Annotated in this window: 22 protein-coding genes and 1 pseudogene; 2 read left to right on the top strand and 21 right to left on the bottom strand. The window is 36.6% G+C overall.

Annotated elements, in window-relative coordinates:
- Positions 1–8 precede the first annotated feature (8 nt).
- From BM305_RS19935 to BM305_RS18960, 8 genes and pseudogenes are all read right to left on the bottom strand, one after another.
- A pseudogene (locus tag BM305_RS19935) lies at positions 9–380 on the bottom strand (phospholipase D-like domain-containing protein); the annotation flags it as partial.
- 17 nt (positions 381–397) lie between these two features.
- Positions 398–526, bottom strand: coding sequence for a hypothetical protein (locus BM305_RS19615; protein ID WP_272481951.1), 129 nt, complete (start codon positions 524–526; stop codon positions 398–400).
- Between the two features lie 246 nt (positions 527–772).
- Positions 773–3628 carry a cell wall-binding repeat-containing protein gene (locus tag BM305_RS18785; protein WP_143099145.1) on the bottom strand — a complete coding sequence of 952 codons (2856 nt, stop codon included), beginning with the start codon at positions 3626–3628 and terminating at the stop codon, positions 773–775.
- 55 nt (positions 3629–3683) lie between these two features.
- Positions 3684–4685: a cadherin-like beta sandwich domain-containing protein gene (locus tag BM305_RS07275; RefSeq protein ID WP_092560039.1), complete on the bottom strand. Its 1002-nt coding sequence runs from the start codon at positions 4683–4685 to the stop codon at positions 3684–3686.
- Between the two features lie 18 nt (positions 4686–4703).
- Entirely contained in the window at positions 4704–4949 is a 246-nt protein-coding gene (locus BM305_RS07270) for a phage tail protein (RefSeq protein ID WP_092560038.1), read from the bottom strand.
- A 106-nt stretch (positions 4950–5055) separates the two neighbouring features.
- Entirely contained in the window at positions 5056–5301 is a 246-nt protein-coding gene (locus tag BM305_RS07265; protein ID WP_092560037.1) for a phage tail protein, read from the bottom strand.
- A gap of 149 nt (positions 5302–5450) precedes the next feature.
- Positions 5451–6476, bottom strand: coding sequence for an SAM-dependent methyltransferase (locus BM305_RS07260; RefSeq protein WP_092560036.1), 1026 nt, complete (start codon positions 6474–6476; stop codon positions 5451–5453).
- A gap of 282 nt (positions 6477–6758) precedes the next feature.
- Complete coding sequence (locus tag BM305_RS18960) at positions 6759–6899, bottom strand: hypothetical protein (RefSeq protein ID WP_177214606.1); 141 nt, start codon at positions 6897–6899, stop codon at positions 6759–6761.
- 246 nt (positions 6900–7145) lie between these two features.
- Here BM305_RS18960 and BM305_RS07255 point away from each other — a divergent pair, with 246 nt between their 5' ends.
- Entirely contained in the window at positions 7146–8504 is a 1359-nt protein-coding gene (locus tag BM305_RS07255; protein WP_092560035.1) for a flagellin N-terminal helical domain-containing protein, read from the top strand.
- Between the two features lie 169 nt (positions 8505–8673).
- On the opposite strand, the gene rlmH is transcribed toward BM305_RS07255, so the two are convergent.
- From rlmH to BM305_RS07220, 7 genes are all read right to left on the bottom strand, one after another.
- Entirely contained in the window at positions 8674–9153 is a 480-nt protein-coding gene (rlmH, locus tag BM305_RS07250; RefSeq protein WP_092560034.1) for a 23S rRNA (pseudouridine(1915)-N(3))-methyltransferase RlmH, read from the bottom strand.
- Positions 9154–9615: 462 nt separating this feature from the next.
- Positions 9616–10944 (bottom strand): hemolysin family protein, encoded by a 1329-nt coding sequence (locus BM305_RS07245; protein WP_092560033.1) that lies wholly within the window; start codon positions 10942–10944, stop codon positions 9616–9618.
- A gap of 97 nt (positions 10945–11041) precedes the next feature.
- On the bottom strand, positions 11042–11386 hold the full coding sequence (locus tag BM305_RS07240; RefSeq protein WP_092560032.1) for a type II toxin-antitoxin system PemK/MazF family toxin: 345 nt from the start codon (positions 11384–11386) through the stop codon (positions 11042–11044).
- Positions 11387–11534: 148 nt separating this feature from the next.
- Positions 11535–12725 carry an alanine racemase gene (alr, locus tag BM305_RS07235; RefSeq protein ID WP_092560031.1) on the bottom strand — a complete coding sequence of 397 codons (1191 nt, stop codon included), beginning with the start codon at positions 12723–12725 and terminating at the stop codon, positions 11535–11537.
- Between the two features lie 33 nt (positions 12726–12758).
- Positions 12759–14291, bottom strand: a complete 1533-nt coding sequence (locus tag BM305_RS07230) for an NAD(P)H-hydrate dehydratase (RefSeq protein WP_092560030.1) — start codon at positions 14289–14291, stop codon at positions 12759–12761.
- A gap of 1 nt (position 14292) precedes the next feature.
- Positions 14293–14913, bottom strand: a complete 621-nt coding sequence (locus tag BM305_RS07225; RefSeq protein ID WP_092560029.1) for a hypothetical protein — start codon at positions 14911–14913, stop codon at positions 14293–14295.
- Between the two features lie 29 nt (positions 14914–14942).
- A complete protein-coding gene (locus tag BM305_RS07220) occupies positions 14943–15587 on the bottom strand; it encodes a redox-sensing transcriptional repressor Rex (protein WP_092560028.1) in 645 nt (214 codons plus the stop codon).
- A gap of 175 nt (positions 15588–15762) precedes the next feature.
- On the opposite strand from BM305_RS07220, the gene abc-f reads away from it, so the two are divergent.
- The gene (gene abc-f, locus BM305_RS07215) at positions 15763–17775 is read left to right on the top strand and encodes a ribosomal protection-like ABC-F family protein (RefSeq protein ID WP_092560027.1); all 2013 of its coding nucleotides are present in this window, start codon (positions 15763–15765) and stop codon (positions 17773–17775) included.
- 168 nt (positions 17776–17943) lie between these two features.
- Here abc-f and BM305_RS07210 read toward each other — a convergent pair whose 3' ends face one another.
- From BM305_RS07210 to BM305_RS07185, 6 genes are all read right to left on the bottom strand, one after another.
- Positions 17944–19080, bottom strand: coding sequence for a hypothetical protein (locus BM305_RS07210; protein ID WP_092560026.1), 1137 nt, complete (start codon positions 19078–19080; stop codon positions 17944–17946).
- Positions 19081–19107: 27 nt separating this feature from the next.
- Positions 19108–20538: an MBOAT family O-acyltransferase gene (locus BM305_RS07205; protein ID WP_092560025.1), complete on the bottom strand. Its 1431-nt coding sequence runs from the start codon at positions 20536–20538 to the stop codon at positions 19108–19110.
- Positions 20539–20757: 219 nt separating this feature from the next.
- Positions 20758–21480: an amino acid ABC transporter ATP-binding protein gene (locus BM305_RS07200; RefSeq protein ID WP_092560024.1), complete on the bottom strand. Its 723-nt coding sequence runs from the start codon at positions 21478–21480 to the stop codon at positions 20758–20760.
- A complete protein-coding gene (locus tag BM305_RS07195) occupies positions 21428–22168 on the bottom strand; it encodes an amino acid ABC transporter permease (RefSeq protein WP_092560273.1) in 741 nt (246 codons plus the stop codon). The genes BM305_RS07200 and BM305_RS07195 overlap by 53 nt, the downstream gene beginning before the upstream one ends.
- Positions 22169–22207: 39 nt before the next feature.
- Positions 22208–22990: a transporter substrate-binding domain-containing protein gene (locus BM305_RS07190; RefSeq protein ID WP_242940487.1), complete on the bottom strand. Its 783-nt coding sequence runs from the start codon at positions 22988–22990 to the stop codon at positions 22208–22210.
- Positions 22991–23024: 34 nt separating this feature from the next.
- The gene (locus tag BM305_RS07185) at positions 23025–23711 is read right to left on the bottom strand and encodes a GntR family transcriptional regulator (protein ID WP_092560022.1); all 687 of its coding nucleotides are present in this window, start codon (positions 23709–23711) and stop codon (positions 23025–23027) included.
- Between the last annotated feature and the right edge of the window lie 47 nt (positions 23712–23758).

Here is a 23758-nt window from a genome sequence, read left to right as displayed (position 1 = left end):
ATATATTCAAATTCTTCATTGGTTTCTTGTATTAACTCACCACGCTGAAGTGAACTAACCCTCAAATTCCACTCTTTATTTGCTTTCAGCGCAGACTGGGTTAGATTAGAACTGCCTATAATAAACGTGTACTCCTCTTTTTTTCGAAACATATATCCTTTGGTATGAAAATGCTCCCTTGTAAAAACCTTCACTTCCAAGTTTTCAAATTGCAGGAGTTCTCGTAATGCCCCAGGCTCATTAAATTCCAAATAATCTGTAGTCAAAATCTTTCCTTGAATTTTTCGGTCAGACAATTCCTGTAAAACATCTTTTAATACAATTAGTCCACTTTTTGTAATGAAAGCAATGGAAAACCAAAACGAATCACAATTCTTCAATTCTCTTTCTAAATATGCTAAAACAGTATTTCCTTTTTTATGTTATTGTATAATAATTTAGGACGCAAACTTTCTATGGACTTATATTCCGCCTCTACCAAACCAGTTTTAGCTGCTTCTAAAATCTGTTCCGCTCTCTCACTCATTTTTTCCTCCCCTTCAAGCCTTTCGCCCGATAGCTTCTCTAAAATTAGTGCTCTATGCTTCTGTTTCTATATAGCCTGCAAATAAAAGGCTTTGTGTTTTTGTGAATTTTATTATACCTTACTTACTCACTCTTGTTCAAGCCTGATAAAATTGTATTTTATATCCGTATACAAAACAAAGCAGCCAATAATACAAATTCTACTATTGACTGCTTCTATCTGAAACTTTTTTAATACAGTATTCAATTATTTTATTCTGCTTATATAATTGCTACTGCTGATTCTTATCATACTGCTCTTTTTCATATCTAGCTTACTTCTTAATTTCTCTACCGTTGCACTGCCAATTCTTTCTGTGCTGCCTACCACGTAAATTTCTGAAGGCACAATCTTTTCCAATGCTTCTAATGTGTAATTTGAAATACTATCTGCTTCCACATAAAGAATTGGATATCCATTTTCTGCACATACTTCTGCAACACTCTTACGATAGGATAATGGTTCTTCCCCATTCATAAGAACTACTTTTGTTCCCTTGGCTGGTTTCATAACAGCTGCAATTTTTTCTGCCGTTTCATATTTATCTGTACCACCGATCCGAACAATATTCGTATAGCCTTTGTTTTTCAGCAATGTTTCCATATTAGAATTAACTGCCTTTGACAATCCTAAGATATAAATTTTATCCTGCTTCGTCATGATACTGGTGATATAAGAAACCATTTTCTGTGCTTCTGCATCTGTATATCCAACGGTAAGCACGGTTCCACCTACATGTTCTGCAAGCACCTGACCAGCCAGAGCATCTGCAAAATCCTTATTAGTAGCTAGCACAAGAACTTTTTGCTTTTTTGTAATTATCAGTGAATACACCTTTGTTGTGGTTCCGTCTTCTGCTGTTACCTTCACATATACTTGATTCTTTCCTATCGACAGAGACAACTTCTTAGATGAAATTTCCTTAGTGCATGCAGCATCCTTATATAATTTCCAAGATGCTCCCTGGCTGACAGAAAGCTTCACTGAAACTGTATTTACTGTACTGCCTACAGAAGCTTTTATTTTACTGCTTGAAATCACTGCCTTTGCAGGTGTTGATACCTTCGTAACCTTGCATAATGAAGATTTTTCCTTAAAGCTGTCAGACTGTAAAATGGTAAAGGTGCTAAACTTTGTAATGCCGAATTTTATTCCAAGAAGACCATCACTATAAGTTACAACTTCACCTTTTACTAGTTCCTTTGTTCCATCATCATGCTCAATATAGATTCCCAGTTTACTTAAAAATTCATCCCTTTCCTTTTCATCGGTTGGAAGTGTAACCCCAGTCAATGGCAATACAATGTCAAGAGGAGCTGATGGCATATTGGTTTCAATGGTCATTGGTCTTCCCAGTACTGAGATACTACTTTCTCCTATGGCTAGTTGTATTACAGATTCCTTTTTAGCCCTCTCCAATACCTCTTTTTTCTCATCTTTATTCTTTACTGGTACCAACTTAAAATACAAATTACCTTCAAGTTCTTCGTTCGCCTTCTCCATGGAATCTACTGGCAAACAAATCTTTGCATTTTGTGTGCAAATATTCAAACCAATATCATTTGAAGCAAGCTGCTGTAAACTGTCTTGAGGCAAATTTACTGTGGACTGGGATACTTCATCTTTTTCATCTGGAATAATAATTTCAGCTGTATCCTTGCCTTCTTTATTCAGTTCCTGAATTGTCTGCTTTGCCTTATCTGTATAATAAGTTACACGATCTTCTTTTGTTCCATCTGATTTCTCAGTTCTGGCAATTGGAATCTGATATATAATATTTACTGTATTTCCAATACCTGCATATAAAATACCTGAATCCTCTATTGGTGTTTGGTATACCACCTTTGCTGGCGTTGGCGTTACCACTGGCGTCGGGGTGATCACTGGTGTTGGGGTTACCACTGGTGTTGGGGTGATCACTGGCGTTGGTGTGATTACTGGCGTCGGTGTTACCACTGGTGTTGGTGTTACCACTGGTGTTGGCGTGATCACTGGCGTCGGGGTTACCACTGGTGTTGGCGTGATCACTGGCGTTGGGGTTACCACTGGTGTTGGCGTAATCACTGGCGTTGGGGTTACCACTGGTGTTGGCGTGATCACTGGTGTCGGTGTGATCACTGGCGTTGGTGTGATTACTGGCGTCGGTGTTACCACTGGTGTTGGTGTTACCACTGGTGTTGGCGTGATCACTGGCGTCGGGGTTACCACTGGTGTTGGGGTTACCACTGGTGTTGGCGTGATCACTGGCGTTGGTGTGATTACTGGCGTCGGTGTGATCACTGGCGTTGGCGTTACCACTGGCGTTGGGGTGATCACTGGCGTTGGGGTTACCACTGGTGTTGGCGTGATCACTGGCGTTGGGGTGATCACTGGTGTTGGGGTTACCACTGGTGTTGGCGTGATCACTGGCGTTGGTGTGATTACTGGCGTCGGTGTGATCACTGGCGTTGGCGTTACCACTGGCGTTGGGGTGATCACTGGCGTTGGGGTTACCACTGGTGTTGGCGTGATCACTGGCGTTGGTGTGATTACTGGCGTCGGTGTAATTACTGGTGTTGGCGTTACCACTGGGGTTGGCGTGATCACTGGCGTCGGGGTTACTGTCGGATCGGAGACATTCAAATTTCCATTATTAATCTGAAAACTTCCAGTAGCCGCAGCTAAACCACTTCCAGCAAAAGACACTTTTATATAATATTTTTTTCCAGCTTCAAGTGTTCCAGAAGCTACGTATGGCGATACTGTAGTTGATTTAGAGATTACCTTTGTTACCATATCATCCTTATACACATAGCAGTAGCCCATTATGCTCCCACCAATATAATCACTAGTAATGGTTATACTGTAACTACATGTGTCCGCTGGATAAAAATAGAAACAAGTTGCTCCGCTGTATGCAAAAGAAATATCCGTGTCCCTTTGCCCAATAAACAGCGCAGTGGCTAAACTAGAACCATCATCTGCCTTTACTCTCAATGGAGATATATGGCAAAAGCAACTTATAATCATAGTAAAAACAATTATGAATGAAACAATAATTTTACTTCTCGCTTTTTTCTTCAAAATATGCCTCCTTACATAAATCAATAATTAAATTCAACTATTAATTACCCAATACTTATTTTATTAATGTAATTTTATAAGTTCTAGAATCCACACCATATGTTGAAGTAGTAACAATTGTAATAGAACTTTCTGTTGTAATATCAAACGAATAGGGATATGTTGTTATAATATTTCCATTGATTGTAAAATCAGCAGCAGAGCCTATATAAATCAACTCTATTGACGATCTACCTACAGCATTCAAGTTATATGAATACACCTTGGAACTAAAACTTGGGGATAACTCAGGATCTGTAAATAAACTTTCCAAATACGGACTACTTGCTCTCACTGCATTCACCGTATAAACCTTCTGAACAGATCCATTTCCAGCTGTTACGGTAATTGTAACCGCCATACTTGTTCCAGGCTCAATTTCAATACAACTGTTAGGATGCACAACTGATCCGTCAACAGTCATTACAACAGTAGCATTTGGATCCTTTGCAACTGGATTTAACGCAAACTCTTCTGTATCATATCCTAGGTTAACTGTATAACTTGTCACATTGGATGCAAACACTGGTTCCAAAGTTCCTCCCGCCACCTGAATACTTGTAAGATCTGCACTTGGATGCTCATAAACTTCGAATTCCATACAAGAAGCCAGTTGTGGATTAATATTTAAACCCTTTGTAACATATAAACGCACATATCGCACAATTTGATCTGGAAAAGTCCGATCTGTAATAGCATTTGTATTACTTACCACACCGTCCATATCAATCCATGTGCCATTTGCAGTATTCATATACTGTAATTTATAGTCAGACATATTATATCCGCCATTGGGATAAGTATTCCATCCCATAACGTTGCCCATATTCCTTACAACCCATCGATTGACCAAATAATTCTTTCCCAAATCAACTTGCATCCAACCTGGTAACGTATTGCACAGCCACCGGCTTGTAGGATCTACTGATGTTGATACTCCATCTACTGCTCTGGCTGGTTCATAAGGCAGAACATAGCTGCTTGCTGTACAAGGCTTACCTAATAATAAATTCACCATATTATTCCACCCCCCTCTTTATGATCTCACTGGATAAAGCCCCTGCATTGAAATACAAAACCTCATACCTGGTATTGGCACTGCGTTTCTCAAGTCAGGCAAATTAAACGTTGTACTTGCATTACCACCATACTTTACTCCAATTAATGAATATAATGCCTGATTCTGCATAATCGACATCGCCTGTCCAGCACATAACGCCCATCCCTCTGGTACAAAATCATAAGGAAACAACTCTATCATTCCTACAAATGGTTCTTCCATAATATTTTTCTCCTTTATCTTTAACATTCTAATTGTATTTTTGTAAATTCACAACTATGATACTTATTACTTTCTCCGACCTTAATAAGATACTTCCTTGTTTCAGTTAAGATCTTTGTGGATACAACCCCGTAATGGCTATATAATAGTTCATATAGGGAACTGGCTCGGCTCCCAACAAATTTGGAACTGCAAACGTAGTAACAGCACTCCCCCCGTACTTATTACCTATAAGGGAATAAAGTGCTTGATTACTAGTTACAGCTAATAATGCTCCATTACACAATAACCACCCACGTGGTGCAAAACCGTATGGAAACAATTCTATCTCTCCTAAAAATGGTTCATCCATGTGTTCTCCTCACTTTCTATATTCATTTGCATTTTGCTTTAAATACTTTATACTGTCCTCCTGTTCTTCCGTCTTTATCATCAAACAATATAAATGGCTATTAGCCAAATATATCATCTAATTTCCTTTTCCAATTCCATAATTAAATACTATGAAAGCCATCGATATTGAAAACCTGGCACTTCACCTACCATATACTGCAATCCAATTTTTCTTCTGCCTGCACTTTCAGCTTCCATGACTCTTTTCTTCATAATATGATATGGCATATTTAAAGAACATTGCATGTATGTAAGTATTTCATCTTCAAAAACCTGTATATCAGTGAATAAGCTGAAGCTGTCGAATCTGTCTTCCATCTTGTCGGGCAGATATACTTCACACTCTGGAAACGTATGAGTTTCTCTACTGTATTCTTTTATACTTGTCTGATTTAACTCCAGTATCGTATCTATATAGAAAGAAAAATCCTGCTCTGCACCCTCTACACCTGTCATTCTTTCCAAATCCCGCTTAGAATCCAGAAGCGATGCATCAATCTTAATATTTTGTGGTATCAGTATGCCTCCTTCTGCCATCTGTGGAACTAGATTTGCTGTAATGGAAACCTGTGGTTCTTTGTACAAAGCTCTCTGCATGGTTTCTGTCACCACCATATGTATCGGGTCCTGTCTGTCAACCTGATAATCCGATGCATCACACAATACAATATCCTTTACATAGGAATCTATCTCCAGTTCTTTTATAATCCGTTTTAACTTCTCTAGACTCTCTTCATTAATCTCCAGAAACGTGATTTGAATCTCTTCTGGCTGAAACCTTGTTGTCAAAGGAACCAACAACGTCCCAAATGGTCCAGAACCCGCATATAGAATGTGAACTGGCTGACCAGAAAATCGTTCCTGTGCCCGCTGGACTGCTTTGTAAATACCTGTAAGGAACTTTTTTGTCCTCATAAATTCTTTAACGCACATTCCAGCCCAAACCGTACCAATTGCCTTACCTCCTGGAAGAAAATAATCCTTCTTAGACTCTTCGCTCTCCAGATTCAGATCTGACAATTCCAAAAAAAACTGAAATAAATCATCACAAGCATTTTTTAATTCCCCATATTCCTCCTCTCTAGTCAATATAATGTCTGTAATTCTTTTCAACTCCTCATTTGCGCTCTTCACATTGCCTCCCTAATCATGTCTATTTTATCCCAATTGGAATATTTATCATATACTCTATATTAATATCATACATAAAAAAACCAATAATGCAAATAAAAAATTATATACTTAATTATTTTAATATATATGTAAAGAATCTGGTATTATTTCTGTCAAAATGCAAATATAATGTTTGAATGGTAAATATGATGTCTGAATGGTAATTTTACCAAATATGCAAAAAGGCTATAGACTTCTATAAGCCTATAGCCAGATACTACATTTTCCTTTTGCCTGACAAATCTAATCTACTTTCTTTATATTCTGATGCCAGTGCTTTTTAAATTCTGTATTTTTTGTACCAGGATCACTTTCTAATCCACTTCTGTCCCTGCTTTTTTGAGAACCTTGCTGAGGAAGGCTTTTCTTTATTGCGTCATCCATATTGTTTACCTCATTTCAGATTTTAACTATAGTATGTTTTAACAGTAGTATGCCACATTAACATTATTATATACTACTGTTTAACTAATATAATATATCTTTAAGTTCATAGTAATATGTTTAACTTAATCATGTAATTCAAAAAACTTTATATTTTGCTATTATTTTCTATAAAAACCGTTTATTATTGTCATTTTATGATATTTGTGGTATATTATACTTATATTTTGTACGGGAGTGAAAGTGATGATTATCAATCATAATTTAGAATCAATAAATATATATAACCACTTTAAGTCAATCAGTAACAATAAAGCACAATCAATAGAACAATTATCAACTGGTTATTATATTAATAGGTCTGCCGATAATGCTGCTGGCTTATCTATCTCAGAAAAAATGCGAGGTCAGATTAGAGGATTAGAGCAAGCATCAAAAAATACTCAGGATGGCATATCGTTAATTCAAACAGCTGAGGGAGGTATGAATGAGATACATAGCCTTTTACAAAGATGTAGAGAACTATCTGTAAAAGCTGCTAATGATGTTTATACTGACGATGATAGGCAACTGATTCAAGACGAAATCTCTCTGCATCTTCAAGAAATTGATACGATAGCCAATGAAACAGAATTTAATGAAATCTCTTTGCTTGCTGGAAGATATGATAAGGAAGGGTACTTAGTTAAGTCGGAATCCCTAAAAAATTTTGTTCAAGATGTTACAACTAGTGGAGGGCTAACTTATAGGTATATGTTTGACGGACAAACATATGCAGGTGCACTTGTTGATTTTAGTAATATCAGTTCAGCTAGTGATGTAGCCAAATTAGCTGAGAATGGTTTCAGTTATACTTGCTGTACGTGTGATAAAGTATATAGTGTACGTTTCGTAAATGGTACTCCAGACACTTCTCATCTTAATGAAAGGAATCCAATTATGGAGGTAGATGTTAGTTCATTAACTAATGGAACTGACTTAGTTAACAAGATTATTGAAACTGCGTATGGAACTTCAAGCCATATATTTGACCCTTCAGAACAAAATAGTACTACCAAATTTGTAGATCACTTCTCTCAGTTTTCTTCTGATGGTGCTAAACTATATATCATTGATAATCGACCTGAATTGGCGAACCGTGATTGGCCTATCGGTAATTCAGGCACATTTAATCTTTATGTGCATGGAGAAGGAGCTGAAAAAAATTTATTTTTACCTCTAAATTTTCAATTAGGAAGCAACCGTTTTCAAAGCATACAAATTGATATCACTAATGTAACAACAGAGCATCTTGGCATTGATAAGTTGTCTGTCCTTACACAGCCCAAAGCCAATGCATCAATATCTATCATCGATAATGCAATTACCAAAGTATCGAATGGAAGATCCGCCCTAGGTGCTTATCAAAATAGATTAGAACATACAATTGCTACTACCGATAATACATCAGAAAATATACAGTATGCGGAAAGCAGAATACGAGATACCGATATGGAAAAAGAAGTACTACAAGTGTCAAAAAGCAGTATCTTAGAACAAATCGCAGAATCTCTTATGACCCAATGGAATCAAAACTCTAATCGTTTGCTTACTTTATTATCTTAATGTATTAATTCTATGTTATCTGAACACAGTTAAATTAATTAGCATATACCATGAAACAAGAGCTGGATATTTGATTCCTTTTTTCGTTATTGCATTCGACGAGATTTAAACCTAGCAGCCTTCTAAATAACCTGCCTCTAATTTGTAACCAAATTTAATAAAACGTCCCCTACTTATGATACGGTTCCCCCTTCATAATCCTGTACCCACGATATACCTGCTCCAGCAAAATCATCCGCATCATCTGATGGGGAAACGTCATTTTGGAAAAGCTGAGTTTTTTATCTGCACGTTTCAAAATGTCCATATCCAGTCCCAAAGATCCACCAATTACAAATACAATATGGCTTACCCCATGAATACCAAGCTGCTCAATTGCCTTTGAGAATTCCACTGAATCCATTTGCTGTCCTTCAATGGCAAGGGCAATGACATAAGAGTCATCCTTAATGTATTTTGCCAGGCGTTCTCCTTCCTTTTTCTTAATCAGTGCTTCTTCTGCCAGACTTGCCTGATCTGGTGTTTTCTCATCTGCCACTTCTATAATATCTAACTTACAGTACCGGCTTAACCGCTTTTCATATTCCCCGATTCCCTGTGCAAAATATTTTTCCTTTATTTTTCCAACACATAATACTGATATTTTCATAACAACAACCTTTCCTTTTATTTAACTAGCAGCCTTTCAATATGTTCAAATAATGTGAACAAAAAAGTTCATATTATGTTTTCAATGCCGACATACTTTGCACATATTTGTTTTGTATAATTTTAACTAAGATAGTGATAACTAACAATTCACTTTCTCCTCCCCAACATTCATATAAAAATAGAGCTGCAAAACCTTTGGATACATTTCCAAAGGTTTTGTTTTTGACTGCTGGGTAATCCACAAAATTTACATAATCCTTTCACAAAATATTCACATTTTTCCTATATACTTGTTTTATAGAAAGTGAATCACACTTTCTACTCCCACCCTATTATACACTAAAGCAGTACACAAGAAGCAGCCATATTTCATATATGGCTGCTTTCCTCTTTGTAAATCGAAAGCCTTACACATATGAAAAGTCCCACAAAGTGGGACTTCTATCTTATCCTTATTTCGTCATTCTGTTGGGTTATCCTTTACTACCCGCACATAACGTATCATTTTATTCTCTACATCTACAATATAAAAGCGATATCCTTCATAATTTAATACAACCTTTTCATTGTCGCTAGGAATATGACCCAGCATAGAGATTAAAAATCCATTTACGGTATCATACTCATCCTGTTCAAATGAAATTCCAAGAACATCCTCCACTTCCTCTAATGGGGTAAGTCCTTTCATCAGATATCGGCCTTCACCGTGGCGGACAATCATTTTCTCTTCCACATCATGTTCATCCAAAATATTCCCTACGATTTCCTCAAGAATATCTTCCATCGTTACCAAACCTGCAATCTGCCCATACTCATCTACTGCAATTGCCATATGCACTTTCTTAGCCCTCATATCGTTAAGCAGTACATTGATGCTTTGAGTATCGGGCACCATATAAGGCGGACTGGCAATCTCTCTAACTGAAACCAAATCCTTTTTTTCTGACAGATAATACCGTGTCAGATCCTTCACATGAATGGTTCCAACAATATTCTCACTATCTTCGTCATAGACAGGAAAACGTGAAAACTTTCGTTCCAATAAATAATGCATTGCACTTTCAATATCCATATTAGCATCTACAGAAATAATCTTCTTTCGATGAGTCATAACATCCATAACTTCTTTCTCGTCAAATTCAATGATATTAGAAATCATCTCTGCTTCACTATCTTCCAGAATTCCCTGCTCGTGCCCTTCATTGACAATTGAAATAATCTCATCTTCTGTCACATTATCTCCAGCTTCCTTCTGGGGGAGCCGAAAAATAAACATAAATGCTTTTGTTGATAAATTAAAAATAAACAGCACTGGCCTGAAACAAAATAGCAGACCATTCATTACCCGTACAAAGGCATATGCACTTGCTTCTGGGTTCACCATAGCAAGCCTTCTTGGAAGTATATTACCAAAAAAAATCGTTACATAAAGCAAGACAGCCAAAACTACGATAATAACAATTCCATTAATAATGGCTCCCTCCTGGATTCCAAATAAACCTTCCACATATTGATCCAGTTCTTCATACATACTTGTGGAAAACAAAATTCCAATCATAATACTTGTCCCTGTCAAGAGCACTTCAAATAAACTTATGTACCTGTTCGGCTCCAGTAATAGGGCTAATATTTGAAGAGATCGCTTGTCACCTTTGCTTTCCTCGGCTCTCTTTCGTACCTGATTTTCATTAACCGTATTAAGTGCTGCATAGCCAGCTGATATAACAGCTTCTATTACAATTAGTACAAATATAATTGCAACTTTCCAATAGGGATATCCATCCGGCATTTTTAAAAATACTCCTCTTTCCTCAACTATTTCCTATGTAAGCATTCACACATTAACTTGCTTACTTTCATATATCTATCTTAGCTATAATAGATGTTTATGTCAAGGAAAAGCTTACAAGTAACGCTTTTTCAATTTTCTCCATGATGTCATCATCTAAATGACAAACCTTTTCCTTTAATCTTGATTTATCAATTGTTCTTACCTGCTCCAGCAGAATAACAGAATCCTTCACAATCCCATACTTTTCCGCATTCAGCTCTACATGTGTAGGCAGCTTTGCCTTATTCATTTTAGAAGTAATCGCCGCACAAATCACAGTTGGACTGTGGCGGTTTCCTGTATCATTTTGTATAATTAGAACCGGGCGGACGCCACCTTGTTCTGACCCTACAACCGGTCTAAGATCGGCATAAAAAATATCTCCACGTTTTATGATCACATTATTCACACTCCGTTTTATGGCTTTTTCTTTATTGTTACCAGTTTTGTCTCATGTATTCCATAAAATTTCATTTTGCGAATAAATGCTTTATTTATTTTTCAAATGAGCGTCTTACAAATGTTTCTTCTGAAACACAGCTGCAAGTCTATAGATTCAATTCATAAGTTGATTCTGAGCAACAATAATAATCTAGTGTTCCAACTTTTTTACCTTGATAATAATAAACTCTTGGTATGCGTTTCCCAATTGCACATATAGTTTCATAATTAAACGAATATGATTTGTCTGCTATTTCTTCTACCGCAATATATTCGTCTCCATCTCTCCCCACAAGAGTAACCACATCACCTTCCTGAACCCCTGGGACATCTGTTACATCTACCATAAACTGATCCATACATATTCTTCCCAGAATTGGTGCAGACCTTCCTCGAATAAGCACACGGCCTTTGTTTGATAAAGAACGGGAATATCCATCTGCATATCCCACTGGTATTGTGGCAACCTTTGTTCGCCTGCTTGTAACAGCCGTTAAACCATAGCTGACTCCGATACCTTCTTCTAATTCCTTTAAAAATGAGATATGACTTTTAATCTCCATAGCAGGCATTAAAAATAACCTCTCTCTGTTCACTTCATCAGAAGGATACAACCCATAAGTGCTGATACCACTCCTGACCATATCCAGATTTGCTTCTGGTATCTCCATAATAGCTGCACTATTGGCTATATGCTTAATCGGAATGAAAATCCCTTTCTTCTCCAATGCAATAATAAATTCATTAAAGCGTCTTAATTGCTCATAGGAAAAAGATTTATCCATTTCATCCGCTTTAGCAAAATGTGTAAAGCATCCATTTATCTCAATTCCTTCTAACTTGGAAATCCTGCTGATTATATCGATGCTCTCCTCATTAGTTTTAAAACCAATTCGACTCATTCCCGTATCCACAGCCAGATGTATTTTGGCAATTTTATTTTGTTTCATTGCTTCTTTTGCAATCTGCTCTGCCATGTCATACTTAAATACCGTCGTCATGACATCATACTTTACCATATCTTTATACTGTGGCTCTGGTGTAAAACCTAAAATCAGAAGCGGCTTTGTAATTCCCATTTTTCTGATTTCAATTGCTTCCTCCAAAAGTGCCAGGCCATATGCATCCACAATATCATTTAACACTTCAGCTATTGGAATTGCCCCATGTCCATAGCCATCCGCTTTAATGACAGCCATTATTTTGGTATCTGGCTTTAGAATTTTCTTAGTTTCTAGAATATTATTTACAACCGCATCCAGACTTATTGCTGCATGTACTCTGTAATACTCTTTCATGATGCATCCAATCTCCATTCATATAGTTAGTTACTATTTATTTAACAATATATACGGCAAAGCTTCTGCTATATCACTGGCCATCAGTGCATATGTGCTTTTCCCTTTTACCGCATAATCAGCTGCTAACCCATGAACATATACGCCTAAAGCTGTTGCTACAAACTTTTCCATACCCTGCGCCAGAAAAGCTGCAATGATTCCCGTCAGAACATCACCCGAGCCACCTGTTGCCATACCATTATTACCTGATATATTAATATATGTCTGCTCTCCATTTGTAACCACTGTTCTTGCATCTTTTAACGCAAGTACAAATGATTTATTCTTTGTAATAGTCTTGGCAATATCAACAATTTGCTCAGAAATCTGTTCAACTGGCAGATTTGTTAATCTCTCCATTTCTTTCAAATGTGGTGTAATAATCACATTATCTGGTAAATTTATTTCAAAATCCTTGTTCTCTTCACTCACTTTTTTAATATACTTTTCTTTTCCTGAAAGCATGGTTAACCCATCTGCATCAATTAGGACTGGAACATCCGTATGATTTAATACAATATCCAGCAGGCATTCCGAGGAGTTCATAATACCAATTCCTGGTCCAATTACAACTGTAGTGGCCCATTTTATCTCACTGACAATCCGATCCATTTCCATTTTATTTTTCAAATTAAGAGGATCATAGGTTGCCAGCAACGCTTCTGGCAAAAGAGTCTGCATAATATTTCTATTATCTTTTACTGTCAGCACCTTTACAAGTCCAGCTCCGCTTCGATAGGCAGATTTCGCGGATAAATAACATGCTCCACTCATATTTCTTGAACCTGCAATAATCAAAACCCTTCCAAAGCTTCCCTTATTAGAATAATTCCGGCGTTCAGGTAATAATGATATATCTTCTGATTCAAAAATGAAAGTAGAAAGTGGAAATTTCTTGTGGTAATTTTTAGGAAATCCAATGTCTGCCACAATAATCTTACCTGCATATTCACAGCCAGGATATAGAATTGTACCAAACTTATGATATCCAAATGTAATAGTATAATCAGCTTTTACGGCAACATTCATGATTTTTCCATCATTGGAGTTAATTCCAGATGGAACATCAACAGAAAAAACTGTATTATTTGCTTCATTAATACTATTTATAACTGCTTCAAATGCTCCTGCTACCGTTTTCTTAATACCGATACCAAATATAGCATCTATAATTACATTATATTCACTAACCTTGGCTGTGTTCAAGATTGACACGCCTAAATTCCTTGCAATTCGTAATTGATTTTTTGTCTGCTCTGTAGCACGCTTCTCGTCACCGATGATAAGCACTTCTACCTGGAATCCCTCTTCCTTTAAAATCCTTGCAGAAGCTATTCCATCACCACCATTATTGCCCGTTCCACAAACCGCAAGTATTCTATCTGATCGGCTGACCTTTTCCATCATTACCGATGCTACTGACAGCGCAGACTTTTCCATCAGTACCATAGCAGGAATTCCTACCTGCTCAATGGAATACTGATCAATTGCTCTCATCTGCTCTGAATTCACTACATATCTCATATTATTTGTCTCCTACCATATTCACATCAAATTTGTCAATTGTATCTGAACCCAACAAATCATGCATATACGTATAAATTGCCTCGTTCATCATTTCTTTATCCTGTTTAATTAATAAATTTCTTTTTAATTCTTCTCTTGCTTTTTCAATCCACTGCTCCAATGCCTTAATTTCTTCTGCATTTTTACTTAAATTTTCATACCATATTTTCATACATTCTACCAGCAGTAAATTATTTGCTTCTCGGATTTTATATGGCATATCTAATAATTGATCATTAGACTCTTCCAATTTTGTATTTATCTCTAAAATCATTTTTTGACTGACGTCTTGCTTTTTCGCTCTGCTTTTCTCATTAGATTTTTCAGAACCCTCTCCCATGTTTGCTACAATCTGACCCATGAGACGCTGTTTTAGCTTTTTCATATCTTTTATATCGTTCACAAGCTTTCCTTGTTCCTTTAAAAGCTCCTTCACTTTCTTTTCCAGTTCTCTAATAGTATTTGTTTTAATATGCTCAGGAAATAATTCATGCCATTTTGGATCTAATGTCAGAATAGGAACCTTCTTATTTTGTAAAATACTTAACCACTCTAAGTTCTGCTCTTTCTTTTTTGCCATCTAGAAACCCCTTTTCTCTACTGAAGTATCTAAATCTCATGTTCCCATTCCCTGTTTTTCAAGTTATAAGATACTCTCATCAAACTCTCTGCTAAATGAACATTTTCAACTACTATATCACTAGGCAGGTTCAAATCAGTCGGAGCAAAGTTCCAAATACCTCTCACACCCCACTTAACCAAATCAGCTGCAACACCAGGTGCCTTCGCCTTTGGTAATGTAAGAGCTGCAATATCTACATTGTGGCTTTTCACAAACTCCTCTAATTCATCCACCAGTCTAACCTCAATGCCTCGGATTGTCATACCAATTAATCTTGGATTCACATCAAAAAGACCTGTTACCATAAATCCTCTTTTTTCAAAATCTGTATAATTGGCTAATGCCTGCCCCAGATTACCTGCACCTACTATTACTACATTATATCTTCGGTCAAGCCCCAGTATCTTACCAATCTCCGTATACAGATACTCCACATTATAACCATATCCCTGCTGACCAAAGCCGCCAAAGTTATTTAAATCCTGCCTAATCTGTGAAGCGGTAACCTTCATTCTTTCACTCAACTCTTTTGATGAAATACGCACTACATCGTTTTCCATCAATTCACCTAAATATCTATAATATCGAGGTAGACGCTTTATTACTGCTAAGGAAATCTCCTTTTCGTTCAATGCAATCCCTCCTTTAGTTCCCCCGATTATTTTACCTTCTCTTAACTATTTTTCTAATTCAGACTCATCGCTATTGTATATTATATTAAAATGTGAAAAGTATGTCAATATGAAGTCAATAAGTTGACATCCTTCAATTTTCCACTTATAATCAACATACAAGGAGAGGTTTCTTATGATTTTAGCATGTAAAAATATTTCAAAATCTTTTGGTACAGACCAAGTCTTAGCAAATGTTTCTTTTCATATAAATGAGCGTGAGAAAGCGGCTATTGTTGGTGTGAACGGTGCCGGGAAGTCAACATTATTAAAAATAATTATGAATGAACTATCGGCTGATGATGGAGAAGTCATTTTCGCCAAAGGTGCCAGCATTGGCTATCTGGCTCAGCACCAAGCGTTATCCGGCGATAATACTATTTATGATGAAATGCTTGAAGTAAAAAAGGATATCATTGAGCTGGACAATAAAATACGATCAATTGAATTAGAAATGAAATCGGCTGATGAAAATAAACTTGACAGTTTGCTTAATACTTATACAAACTTAACACATGAATTTGAGTTAAAAAATGGATATGCTTATAAAAGCGAAATTACAGGTGTACTAAAAGGACTAGGTTTTGAAGAAAATGATTTTTCCAAAACGGCCAGTACTCTTTCAGGTGGTCAAAAAACCCGCGTTGCACTTGGGAAGCTGCTTTTATCCAAGCCAGATATCATTTTATTGGACGAGCCGACTAATCATCTGGATCTTGCGTCAATATCCTGGCTTGAAACGTACTTATTAAACTATTCTGGTACCGTACTAATTGTAGCCCACGACAGATATTTTTTAGATCGGGTAGTATCAAAAGTGGTAGAACTGGAACGCACCAAGGCTCAGGTTTTCCTTGGAAACTATTCTGCCTATGCAGACAAAAAAGCGATGCAGCGAAATGCATTATTGAAGCAGTATTATAACCAGCAGAAAGAAATTAAACATCAAGAAGAAGTAATTGCCCGTTTAAAATCTTTTAATCGTGAAAAGTCCATTAAGCGTGCGGAGAGCCGTGAAAAACTGCTGGACAAAGTAGACCGTCTGGACAAGCCAGTGACGGAGAATACACAAATTAAGATTTCACTTGATCCCCGGGTTACCAGCGGTAATGATGTGTTAACTGTAAAGGACCTCAGCAAGAGTTTTGGATCACACCAACTATTTAATCAGCTTAATTTTGAAATAAAACGAGGTGAAAAGGTTGCTATTATTGGGAATAATGGAACTGGAAAAACAACCATTCTCAAAATACTAAATTCTGTAATAGCAGCAGATTCTGGAGAATTCAAGCTTGGTTCAAAGGTACAGATTGGTTACTATGATCAGGAACAGCAGGTATTAGATATGGATAAAACCCTGTTTGATGAGCTCCATGACACGTACCCAGATTTGGACAATACTACCATCAGAAGTACTTTAGCTGCCTTTTTATTTACCAATGATGAAGTGTTTAAACGTATAAAAGATTTAAGTGGTGGAGAACGCGGCCGGGTTTCTTTAGCCAAGCTAATGCTTTCCGAATCTAACTTTTTAATACTGGATGAACCTACCAATCATTTGGATATTGCTTCTAAAGAAATTTTGGAAGAGGCCGTTAACAGTTACACTGGTACTGTTTTATACGTTTCCCATGACCGTTATTTTATTAACAAGACAGCAACCCGCATACTAGATTTGACTGGTAAAAAATTATTAAATTATATTGGGAACTATGATTATTACTTAGAAAAAAAAGAAGAGATGGAAAAAATATATTTTGGTGTTTCTGACTCTTCTCAAAATACGTCTGATTCTCAGACTGCTTCGAATGGAAAGGGTTCTGTTAATGCAATCACCTATTTAAACCAGAAAGATGCAACGGAACAGCCAGATACCCCTGGCAATTCTGCTGTCTCCTCTGCAAACGGAAAATCAGACTGGCAGCAGCAGAAGGAAGAAAATGCCCGCCTGCGAAAATTACAAAATCAAATTAGAAAATGTGAAGAAGACATTGAGGAATTAGAAGCAAGAGACGCTGAAATAGATGATTTACTGTCTCAAGAGGAAGTCTACACAAATGTAACCAGGTTAATGGAACTAAACCAAGAAAAGAAAGATATTGAAGTCCGTTTACAAGAACTCCTGGAACTTTGGGAAAGTCTGGCATAGTGAAAAAGCACCCTAAAAAACAGGGTGCAGGAGATGCGCACTTGTGGGTAAGGAATATTGGAGTGAAAGGACAGCCACACCCCCAAGGCGCGGCAAAGTGTGTGTTCCTTATAGTTAAATAAACCGCTAGAATGCGTGGAACACACACTTTGTTATAAAACATTTTATTTACTGTACCCTTTCCTCATAGGAATATTGAGATAAATCAATGGTACCTGTTGCATCAAACTCTTCTTTTAATGTGTAATATGCCTCTTTTCTTTTTTCCAAATGCTCATACGCATTTTCTGCTGTCACAAATTCGCCAAAATCATCTGCTGTGTCTCTGCCAGAAATGATTTTAAGCATCTTATCTGCCACATATCCATTGTAATGACTTTCATTGTAAAAATTGTACGGATTCATGGAAACTGAGTTATAGCCACTGAAGTCCCAAACACCATCAAAAATAGAATATATTTGTTCTAAATAATTCCAATAGCTTTCTCCTTCATACTCATACAATTCTGTAATTGCATTTGCCCCAATTATTACAACTAATTCTACACCTTTCTCCTGGCATGCAAGCTTAATTCGTTTCATTGCATCCAAACTTGATTTAGAAGCATTATTCATTCTGTCCACATAAAATAACTGTTGTAATCGTTGATCATACTGTTGCATAACTCGGTTTTTAAAATAACTATTTCGGTTTTGAGCCATTAAGTCATAATACTTATTCAGATTAATTTCACCTGTTTCCAAATCATAATACTTAGTATCCTCTTTGGTACTCCACCTGTTTCTCAGTACTTCCAAGCTGGTTTTTAAATTTTTTCCCAGAAATTCCAAACTTTCTAATAACGTAGATTTTCCTGTTACAATTGCTGGTGTAACATAAATATCTCCATAAAACTCCCTATTAAATCTTCTAACCTCTGGTCCACTAATATGCAAAATTATTTTCTTTGCACTGGTATGCTCCAGAATAAAACTAATGTATAATTCATATTCCCTAAAGTTCCCAGACAGCAGCCACATATTATAGTAATGGTACCCATCCATTTCAGATAATGACTCTGTAGAAATAGCTCCAACCTTTGATCCTCCTACAATATACGCATCAAAATCATCTGGATGATTTGCGATATACTGAGCCTTAATGTATCTGGTATAACTGCCATCTGTATTACTGTAAGGATGATATTCTCCATCTTTATTAGTAAAGTACCCAAATGGGTCTACAAAATAGTTTGTTCCTCCAATAAAAAGCAGTACGCCTATTATGATTGCAACAAAAGAACATGTCCAATTTTTTCCTGTCATAGTATCCCTCCAAACTTTTTTTCTTTGTTAAAATTGAAAATACAAGAATTGTACAACACGATCCATTTTCAGAATACAAATCGTCAACAGCACTGCTCCATAAACAAGAGTCGCTGCATCTGGCTTATATTTATCTGTAATCTCCCTTGTATTTGGAGTGAACCAGCAAATTGCCAGTGCTAATACAGATAACAATCCCATTCTCTGATTATTTACTACAAAAGAAGTTATCTGATTAATAAATGACATTTCCCCAGTTCCAAACAGAGAAGAGAAATGAAACATGCTGGTTATTACATTCCAGGCAGTAGAAAAGGTATTGGATACAAATAAAACTCTTGTTAATATAACAAAGAAAAAAGTAACGGCAACTCCTGCCACGTATGGTGTTTTCATATTTTTACGATTACGGTATGCAGCTACACAGACAAGTAAACCGTTAATAATCCCCCATAGCACAAAGGTCCAGCCTGAACCATGCCAGAATCCCGATACAAAAAATGTAACCATTGTGGCAATATAATAGTTACGCCACTTCACATTTTTACGAAATACATTACGGAAAATATAATCCCCCAGAAATTTTGAAAGTGTCATATGCCAACGTTTCCAATACTCCTGAAAATCCTTTGCCTTATATGGAGAATTAAAATTTTGTGGAATCCGAATATTAAACATCCAGCCCATCCCTATGGCCATATCGGCATATCCAGACAAGTCAAAATAATAGGATAACGTATATTCTAAACTATGAAACCATGCATTTAGTAATGGCATATTACTGTGAACATTGGCGTAAAATGCTTGTGCATCTGTTGTCAGTGGATCTGCAAATAACATTTTCTTTGCACATCCAATTGAAAAGATAAATAATCCCTTCGCAATATTATCATAATTAATGACTAGATTATCCTTGTTTTCAAACTGATGTACCATCTCCTTATGGTGAACAATGGGTCCTACAATTAGCTGGGGAAAAAATGTAATAAATAGAAGGTAATCCATAATATTATAGCCTTTTGTCTCTCCCCTTGCAGAGTCTACCAAAAAGGCAATAAGCTGAAATGTAAAAAATGAGATTCCAATAGGCAATACAATATGTTTCAATGTAAAATCTGTTCCCGCTAATGCATTCACATTTTCAATAAAAAAATCCATGTATTTGTAGTATCCTAATAAAAATACATTTGCCAGGATTCCAATGAGTAAAAGCAGTTTTCTCTGAAGTTTATCATTCTCCTTCAAGTCGGATAATGCACTTCCTACAACAAAATTTCCAATTACACTTGCTAAAAAGTAAGGGAAGAAATCAGGACTTCCTTGAGCATAAAAGATAAAAGATGCTGTTATAAGCCATATTTTAGAGATTCCATAAAAATTACACTTATTTAAAATAAAGTACCCTATAAATGTAAGTGGTAAGTATAGTAGTAGAAATTCATACGTAGTAAATATCATAACTATTTCCTTTCATTGTGCTGTTTACTAGTTTCACCCTTCTATCATACACTTTCTATGCATTTTATTTGTAATAAAACACCATATTTAAAAGTATAGGGACTGTTTATGGCAAAATTGTGACTAATTGGAAAGAAAATAATATAATTTTCGATGCTAAAAAAAGAGCTGTCCTATTATTCTGCATAACAAGACAACTCTTTACATTTATGAATTATTCTATAATACCTTTGATAAAAAGTTCTTTAACCTTTCATCCTGTGGTTGATCAAAAAATTCCTGTGGAGTATTCTGTTCTTTAATAATTCCCTCATCAATAAACATAACTCTTGTTGCAACCTCCCTTGCAAATCCCATCTCATGGGTTACAACAACCATAGTCATTCCTTCCTCTGCCAATTCCTTCATAAGCTCCAGAACTTCTCCTACCATTTCTGGATCTAGTGCAGAAGTCGGCTCATCAAATAACAAGACATCGGGATTCATGGCTAACGCCCTGGCAATAGCAATACGCTGCTTCTGCCCTCCCGAAAGCTGTTTGGGGTAAGCATCTGCCTTATCTGGAAGACCAACTCTTTTTAACAATTCCACTGCCTTCTTATCTGCTTCCTGCGAACTCATCAGCTTTAGCTTTACTGGTGCCAGTGTAATGTTTTCTTTTACTGTCAGGTGTGGAAAAAGATTAAATTGCTGAAATACCATCCCCATCTTTTGACGAAGGCGATTAATATTTGTCTTAGGACCATTTATCTGATTTCCTTCAAACCAAATTTCCCCGCTGGTAGGAGTCTCTAAAAGATTCAGGCACCTGAGAAAAGTAGATTTTCCTGAACCAGATGGTCCTATAATTACTACTTTTTCTCCCTTCTCAATCTTCTCCGAAATGCCATTAAGGACGGAAATGCTTCCGAAGGCTTTTTTTAGATTTTTTGTCTCTATCACCTTGTCCCATCCTCCTTTCCAACCTTTTCAGCAGCCATGTCAGCCCCAGCACAATAATCAGGTAAAAAGCAGCAGCTATAAAAAGCGGCGGCAAAACATCATACGTACGGGAACCAACATATTGCGCATTTTTAGCAAGATCTGGAACTGCAATATATCCAGCCACAGATGTTTCTTTTATTAACACAATAAACTCATTTCCCAATGCTGGAAGAATATTTTTAATGGCCTGAGGCAATATAATATAAAACATAGTCTGAATATGATTAAAACCAAGGGAACGTCCTGCCTCCATTTGCCCTTTATCAATGGACTCAATACCTGCCCGGACAATTTCAGCAACATAAGCACCTGAGTTAATACCGAAACAAACTGCACCTACGACAACCTCATTGGTGTCCCTTGCTGTAAAAATCAAATTATAAATAATTAAAAGCTGTAGTACAAGAGGTGTTCCACGAATTAACGTAATATACAGATCACATAATACATTCAGCCATTTTAGTCCTCTGACTCCAGATGCACTAACCTTTATAATTGCAATAACCACACCAATCAGACAACCGATTAGAATTGCCATCAGTGCTATTTCAATGGTATACTTTAATCCTTCTAAATAAGCTTTATAACGGTCATCTACCAGAAATGCATCGTTCAGACGTGGGCCTAATCTTTGCATCCAATCCATTATATTTTGTATCATAACTGGTTCCCTGCCCCTTTTCTATTACTTCTGAGTAGCATGATTAGCAATAAATTCATCGATTTTGCCGTTTTCCTTCAAATCCTTAATTACTTCATTGATCTGTTCCTGCAATTCAGTATTTCCCTTTTTCAAAGCAATTGCATATTGATCCTGAAATACAATGTTCTCTTCGCCTTCTAAAATTACAAGCTTATCATTTGCAGTTACCAGTTCAACCGCTGGAAGCTCATCCATTACAATACAGTCAATTTTTCCATTGGCCAAATCTTCTGCTGCCTGAACAAATTTTGTATATCTTTTTACTTCTTTCGCTTTTACATTTTCTTCTTTCGAGCACCAGATGTCCGCAATATTACCCTGCTGTACACCGATTACCTTATCCTTTAAATCTGCTGCGCTAGAAACCATTGGATTTTCCTTATTTACTACAATTACTTCAGTAGAATCAACATATTCTTCTGAAAAATCAACATATTTCTTACGTTCTTCATCTACAGAAACACCTGCTGCCACAAAATCGATTTTTCCATTCTGCACCGCTAATAAAGCACCATCAAAATCCATATTTTTTATAACCAGCTCTTTTCCCATTGCATCTGCAATTGCCTGAGCTATATCCATATCTACACCAACTACTGTATCACCATCCATATATTCATATGGTGCAAATCCAGCTTCTGTTCCAACAATAATGGTATTAGAATCGTTACTTCCACCATCCGCAGCATTATCTTCTTTCTTGCCACATGCTGCTAATGATACAATCATTAACATACCTAAAACTACATAAATACTTTTTTTCATAATCATTCCTCCATTAATAATGCTCTGTAAGCTTCTATTCTTGTATTAAGTTTTCAAGACCCTGCTTTTCAATATTTGCCATTGTATTCAAAAGATGCTGATGTGCCAGTTCCTCTGCCTTATCACAATTTTTCTCTTTCAAGGCCTCCAGAATGGCTTTGTGCTCCTGATTCGATTCAATTGCACGCTCCATAGCAGATAACGTGGTTTTACGAACCCTCTGCACGTAATGATGAAAATCTTTTAATAAATGCTTTAGCATTTTACTATTCGATGCCTCATAAAGAACATCGTGAAATTTATTATCAAGTTCCAATAACTGCTCATGGTGCATTTTCTGCGCATGAAAGTCCGATAAATAAATAATTTCCTCTAAATCCTCAATCTGTTCTTCTGTAATATTGGCACAAGCCCACCTTGCACACAGTCCTTCCAAATAGGAACGTATTGAATAAATATCTTTTAAGTCCTTAGATGACAATCCGTTCACATAAGCACCCTTATTCGGAATAATTTTTACTAATCCCTCTAGTTCCAACTGCCTTAAAGCCTCCCGGACAGGAGTCCGGCTTACCCCAAGCTCCTGTCCGATCGTGCTTTCCTTTAACTCATCACCAGACTTATATTTCCCTGATAGGATACCCTCTCTAATCTGACTAAATACTCTTCCTCTCAGAGTATATTTATCTGTGGTATCTTTCTCCACATCAAACTCTTCCACAGGTGAACCTCCTATTGTCTGGAACAAACCTTACATAATCAACGGTA

The organism is Anaeromicropila populeti (genome assembly GCF_900112775.1).
Lineage (GTDB): Bacteria > Bacillota > Clostridia > Lachnospirales > Lachnospiraceae > Anaeromicropila_A > Anaeromicropila_A populeti.
Note: the sequence above shows the minus strand (reverse complement) of the source record. Positions and strands in the feature narration are given on the sequence as shown.

What these genes read in the sequence shown, in the direction of transcription:
- BM305_RS07265 (WP_092560037.1), bottom strand. Translation starts at nt 5,301, where the DNA reads ATGGATGAACCATTTTTAGGAGAGATAGAATTGTTTCCATACGGTTTT.
- BM305_RS07205 (WP_092560025.1), bottom strand. Translation starts at nt 20,538, where the DNA reads ATGATATTTACTACGTATGAATTTCTACTACTATACTTACCACTTACA.
- BM305_RS07255 (WP_092560035.1), top strand. Translation starts at nt 7,146, where the DNA reads ATGATTATCAATCATAATTTAGAATCAATAAATATATATAACCACTTT.
- rlmH (WP_092560034.1), bottom strand. Translation starts at nt 9,153, where the DNA reads ATGAAAATATCAGTATTATGTGTTGGAAAAATAAAGGAAAAATATTTT.
- BM305_RS18960 (WP_177214606.1), bottom strand. Translation starts at nt 6,899, where the DNA reads ATGGATGACGCAATAAAGAAAAGCCTTCCTCAGCAAGGTTCTCAAAAA.
- BM305_RS19615 (WP_272481951.1), bottom strand. Translation starts at nt 526, where the DNA reads ATGAGTGAGAGAGCGGAACAGATTTTAGAAGCAGCTAAAACTGGTTTG.
- alr (WP_092560031.1), bottom strand. Translation starts at nt 12,725, where the DNA reads ATGAAAGAGTATTACAGAGTACATGCAGCAATAAGTCTGGATGCGGTT.
- BM305_RS07190 (WP_242940487.1), bottom strand. Translation starts at nt 22,990, where the DNA reads ATGAAAAAAAGTATTTATGTAGTTTTAGGTATGTTAATGATTGTATCA.
- BM305_RS07275 (WP_092560039.1), bottom strand. Translation starts at nt 4,685, where the DNA reads ATGGTGAATTTATTATTAGGTAAGCCTTGTACAGCAAGCAGCTATGTT.
- BM305_RS07245 (WP_092560033.1), bottom strand. Translation starts at nt 10,944, where the DNA reads ATGCCGGATGGATATCCCTATTGGAAAGTTGCAATTATATTTGTACTA.
- BM305_RS07195 (WP_092560273.1), bottom strand. Translation starts at nt 22,168, where the DNA reads ATGGATTGGATGCAAAGATTAGGCCCACGTCTGAACGATGCATTTCTG.
- BM305_RS07210 (WP_092560026.1), bottom strand. Translation starts at nt 19,080, where the DNA reads ATGACAGGAAAAAATTGGACATGTTCTTTTGTTGCAATCATAATAGGC.
- BM305_RS07230 (WP_092560030.1), bottom strand. Translation starts at nt 14,291, where the DNA reads ATGAGATATGTAGTGAATTCAGAGCAGATGAGAGCAATTGATCAGTAT.
- BM305_RS07225 (WP_092560029.1), bottom strand. Translation starts at nt 14,913, where the DNA reads ATGGCAAAAAAGAAAGAGCAGAACTTAGAGTGGTTAAGTATTTTACAA.
- BM305_RS07270 (WP_092560038.1), bottom strand. Translation starts at nt 4,949, where the DNA reads ATGGAAGAACCATTTGTAGGAATGATAGAGTTGTTTCCTTATGATTTT.
- abc-f (WP_092560027.1), top strand. Translation starts at nt 15,763, where the DNA reads ATGATTTTAGCATGTAAAAATATTTCAAAATCTTTTGGTACAGACCAA.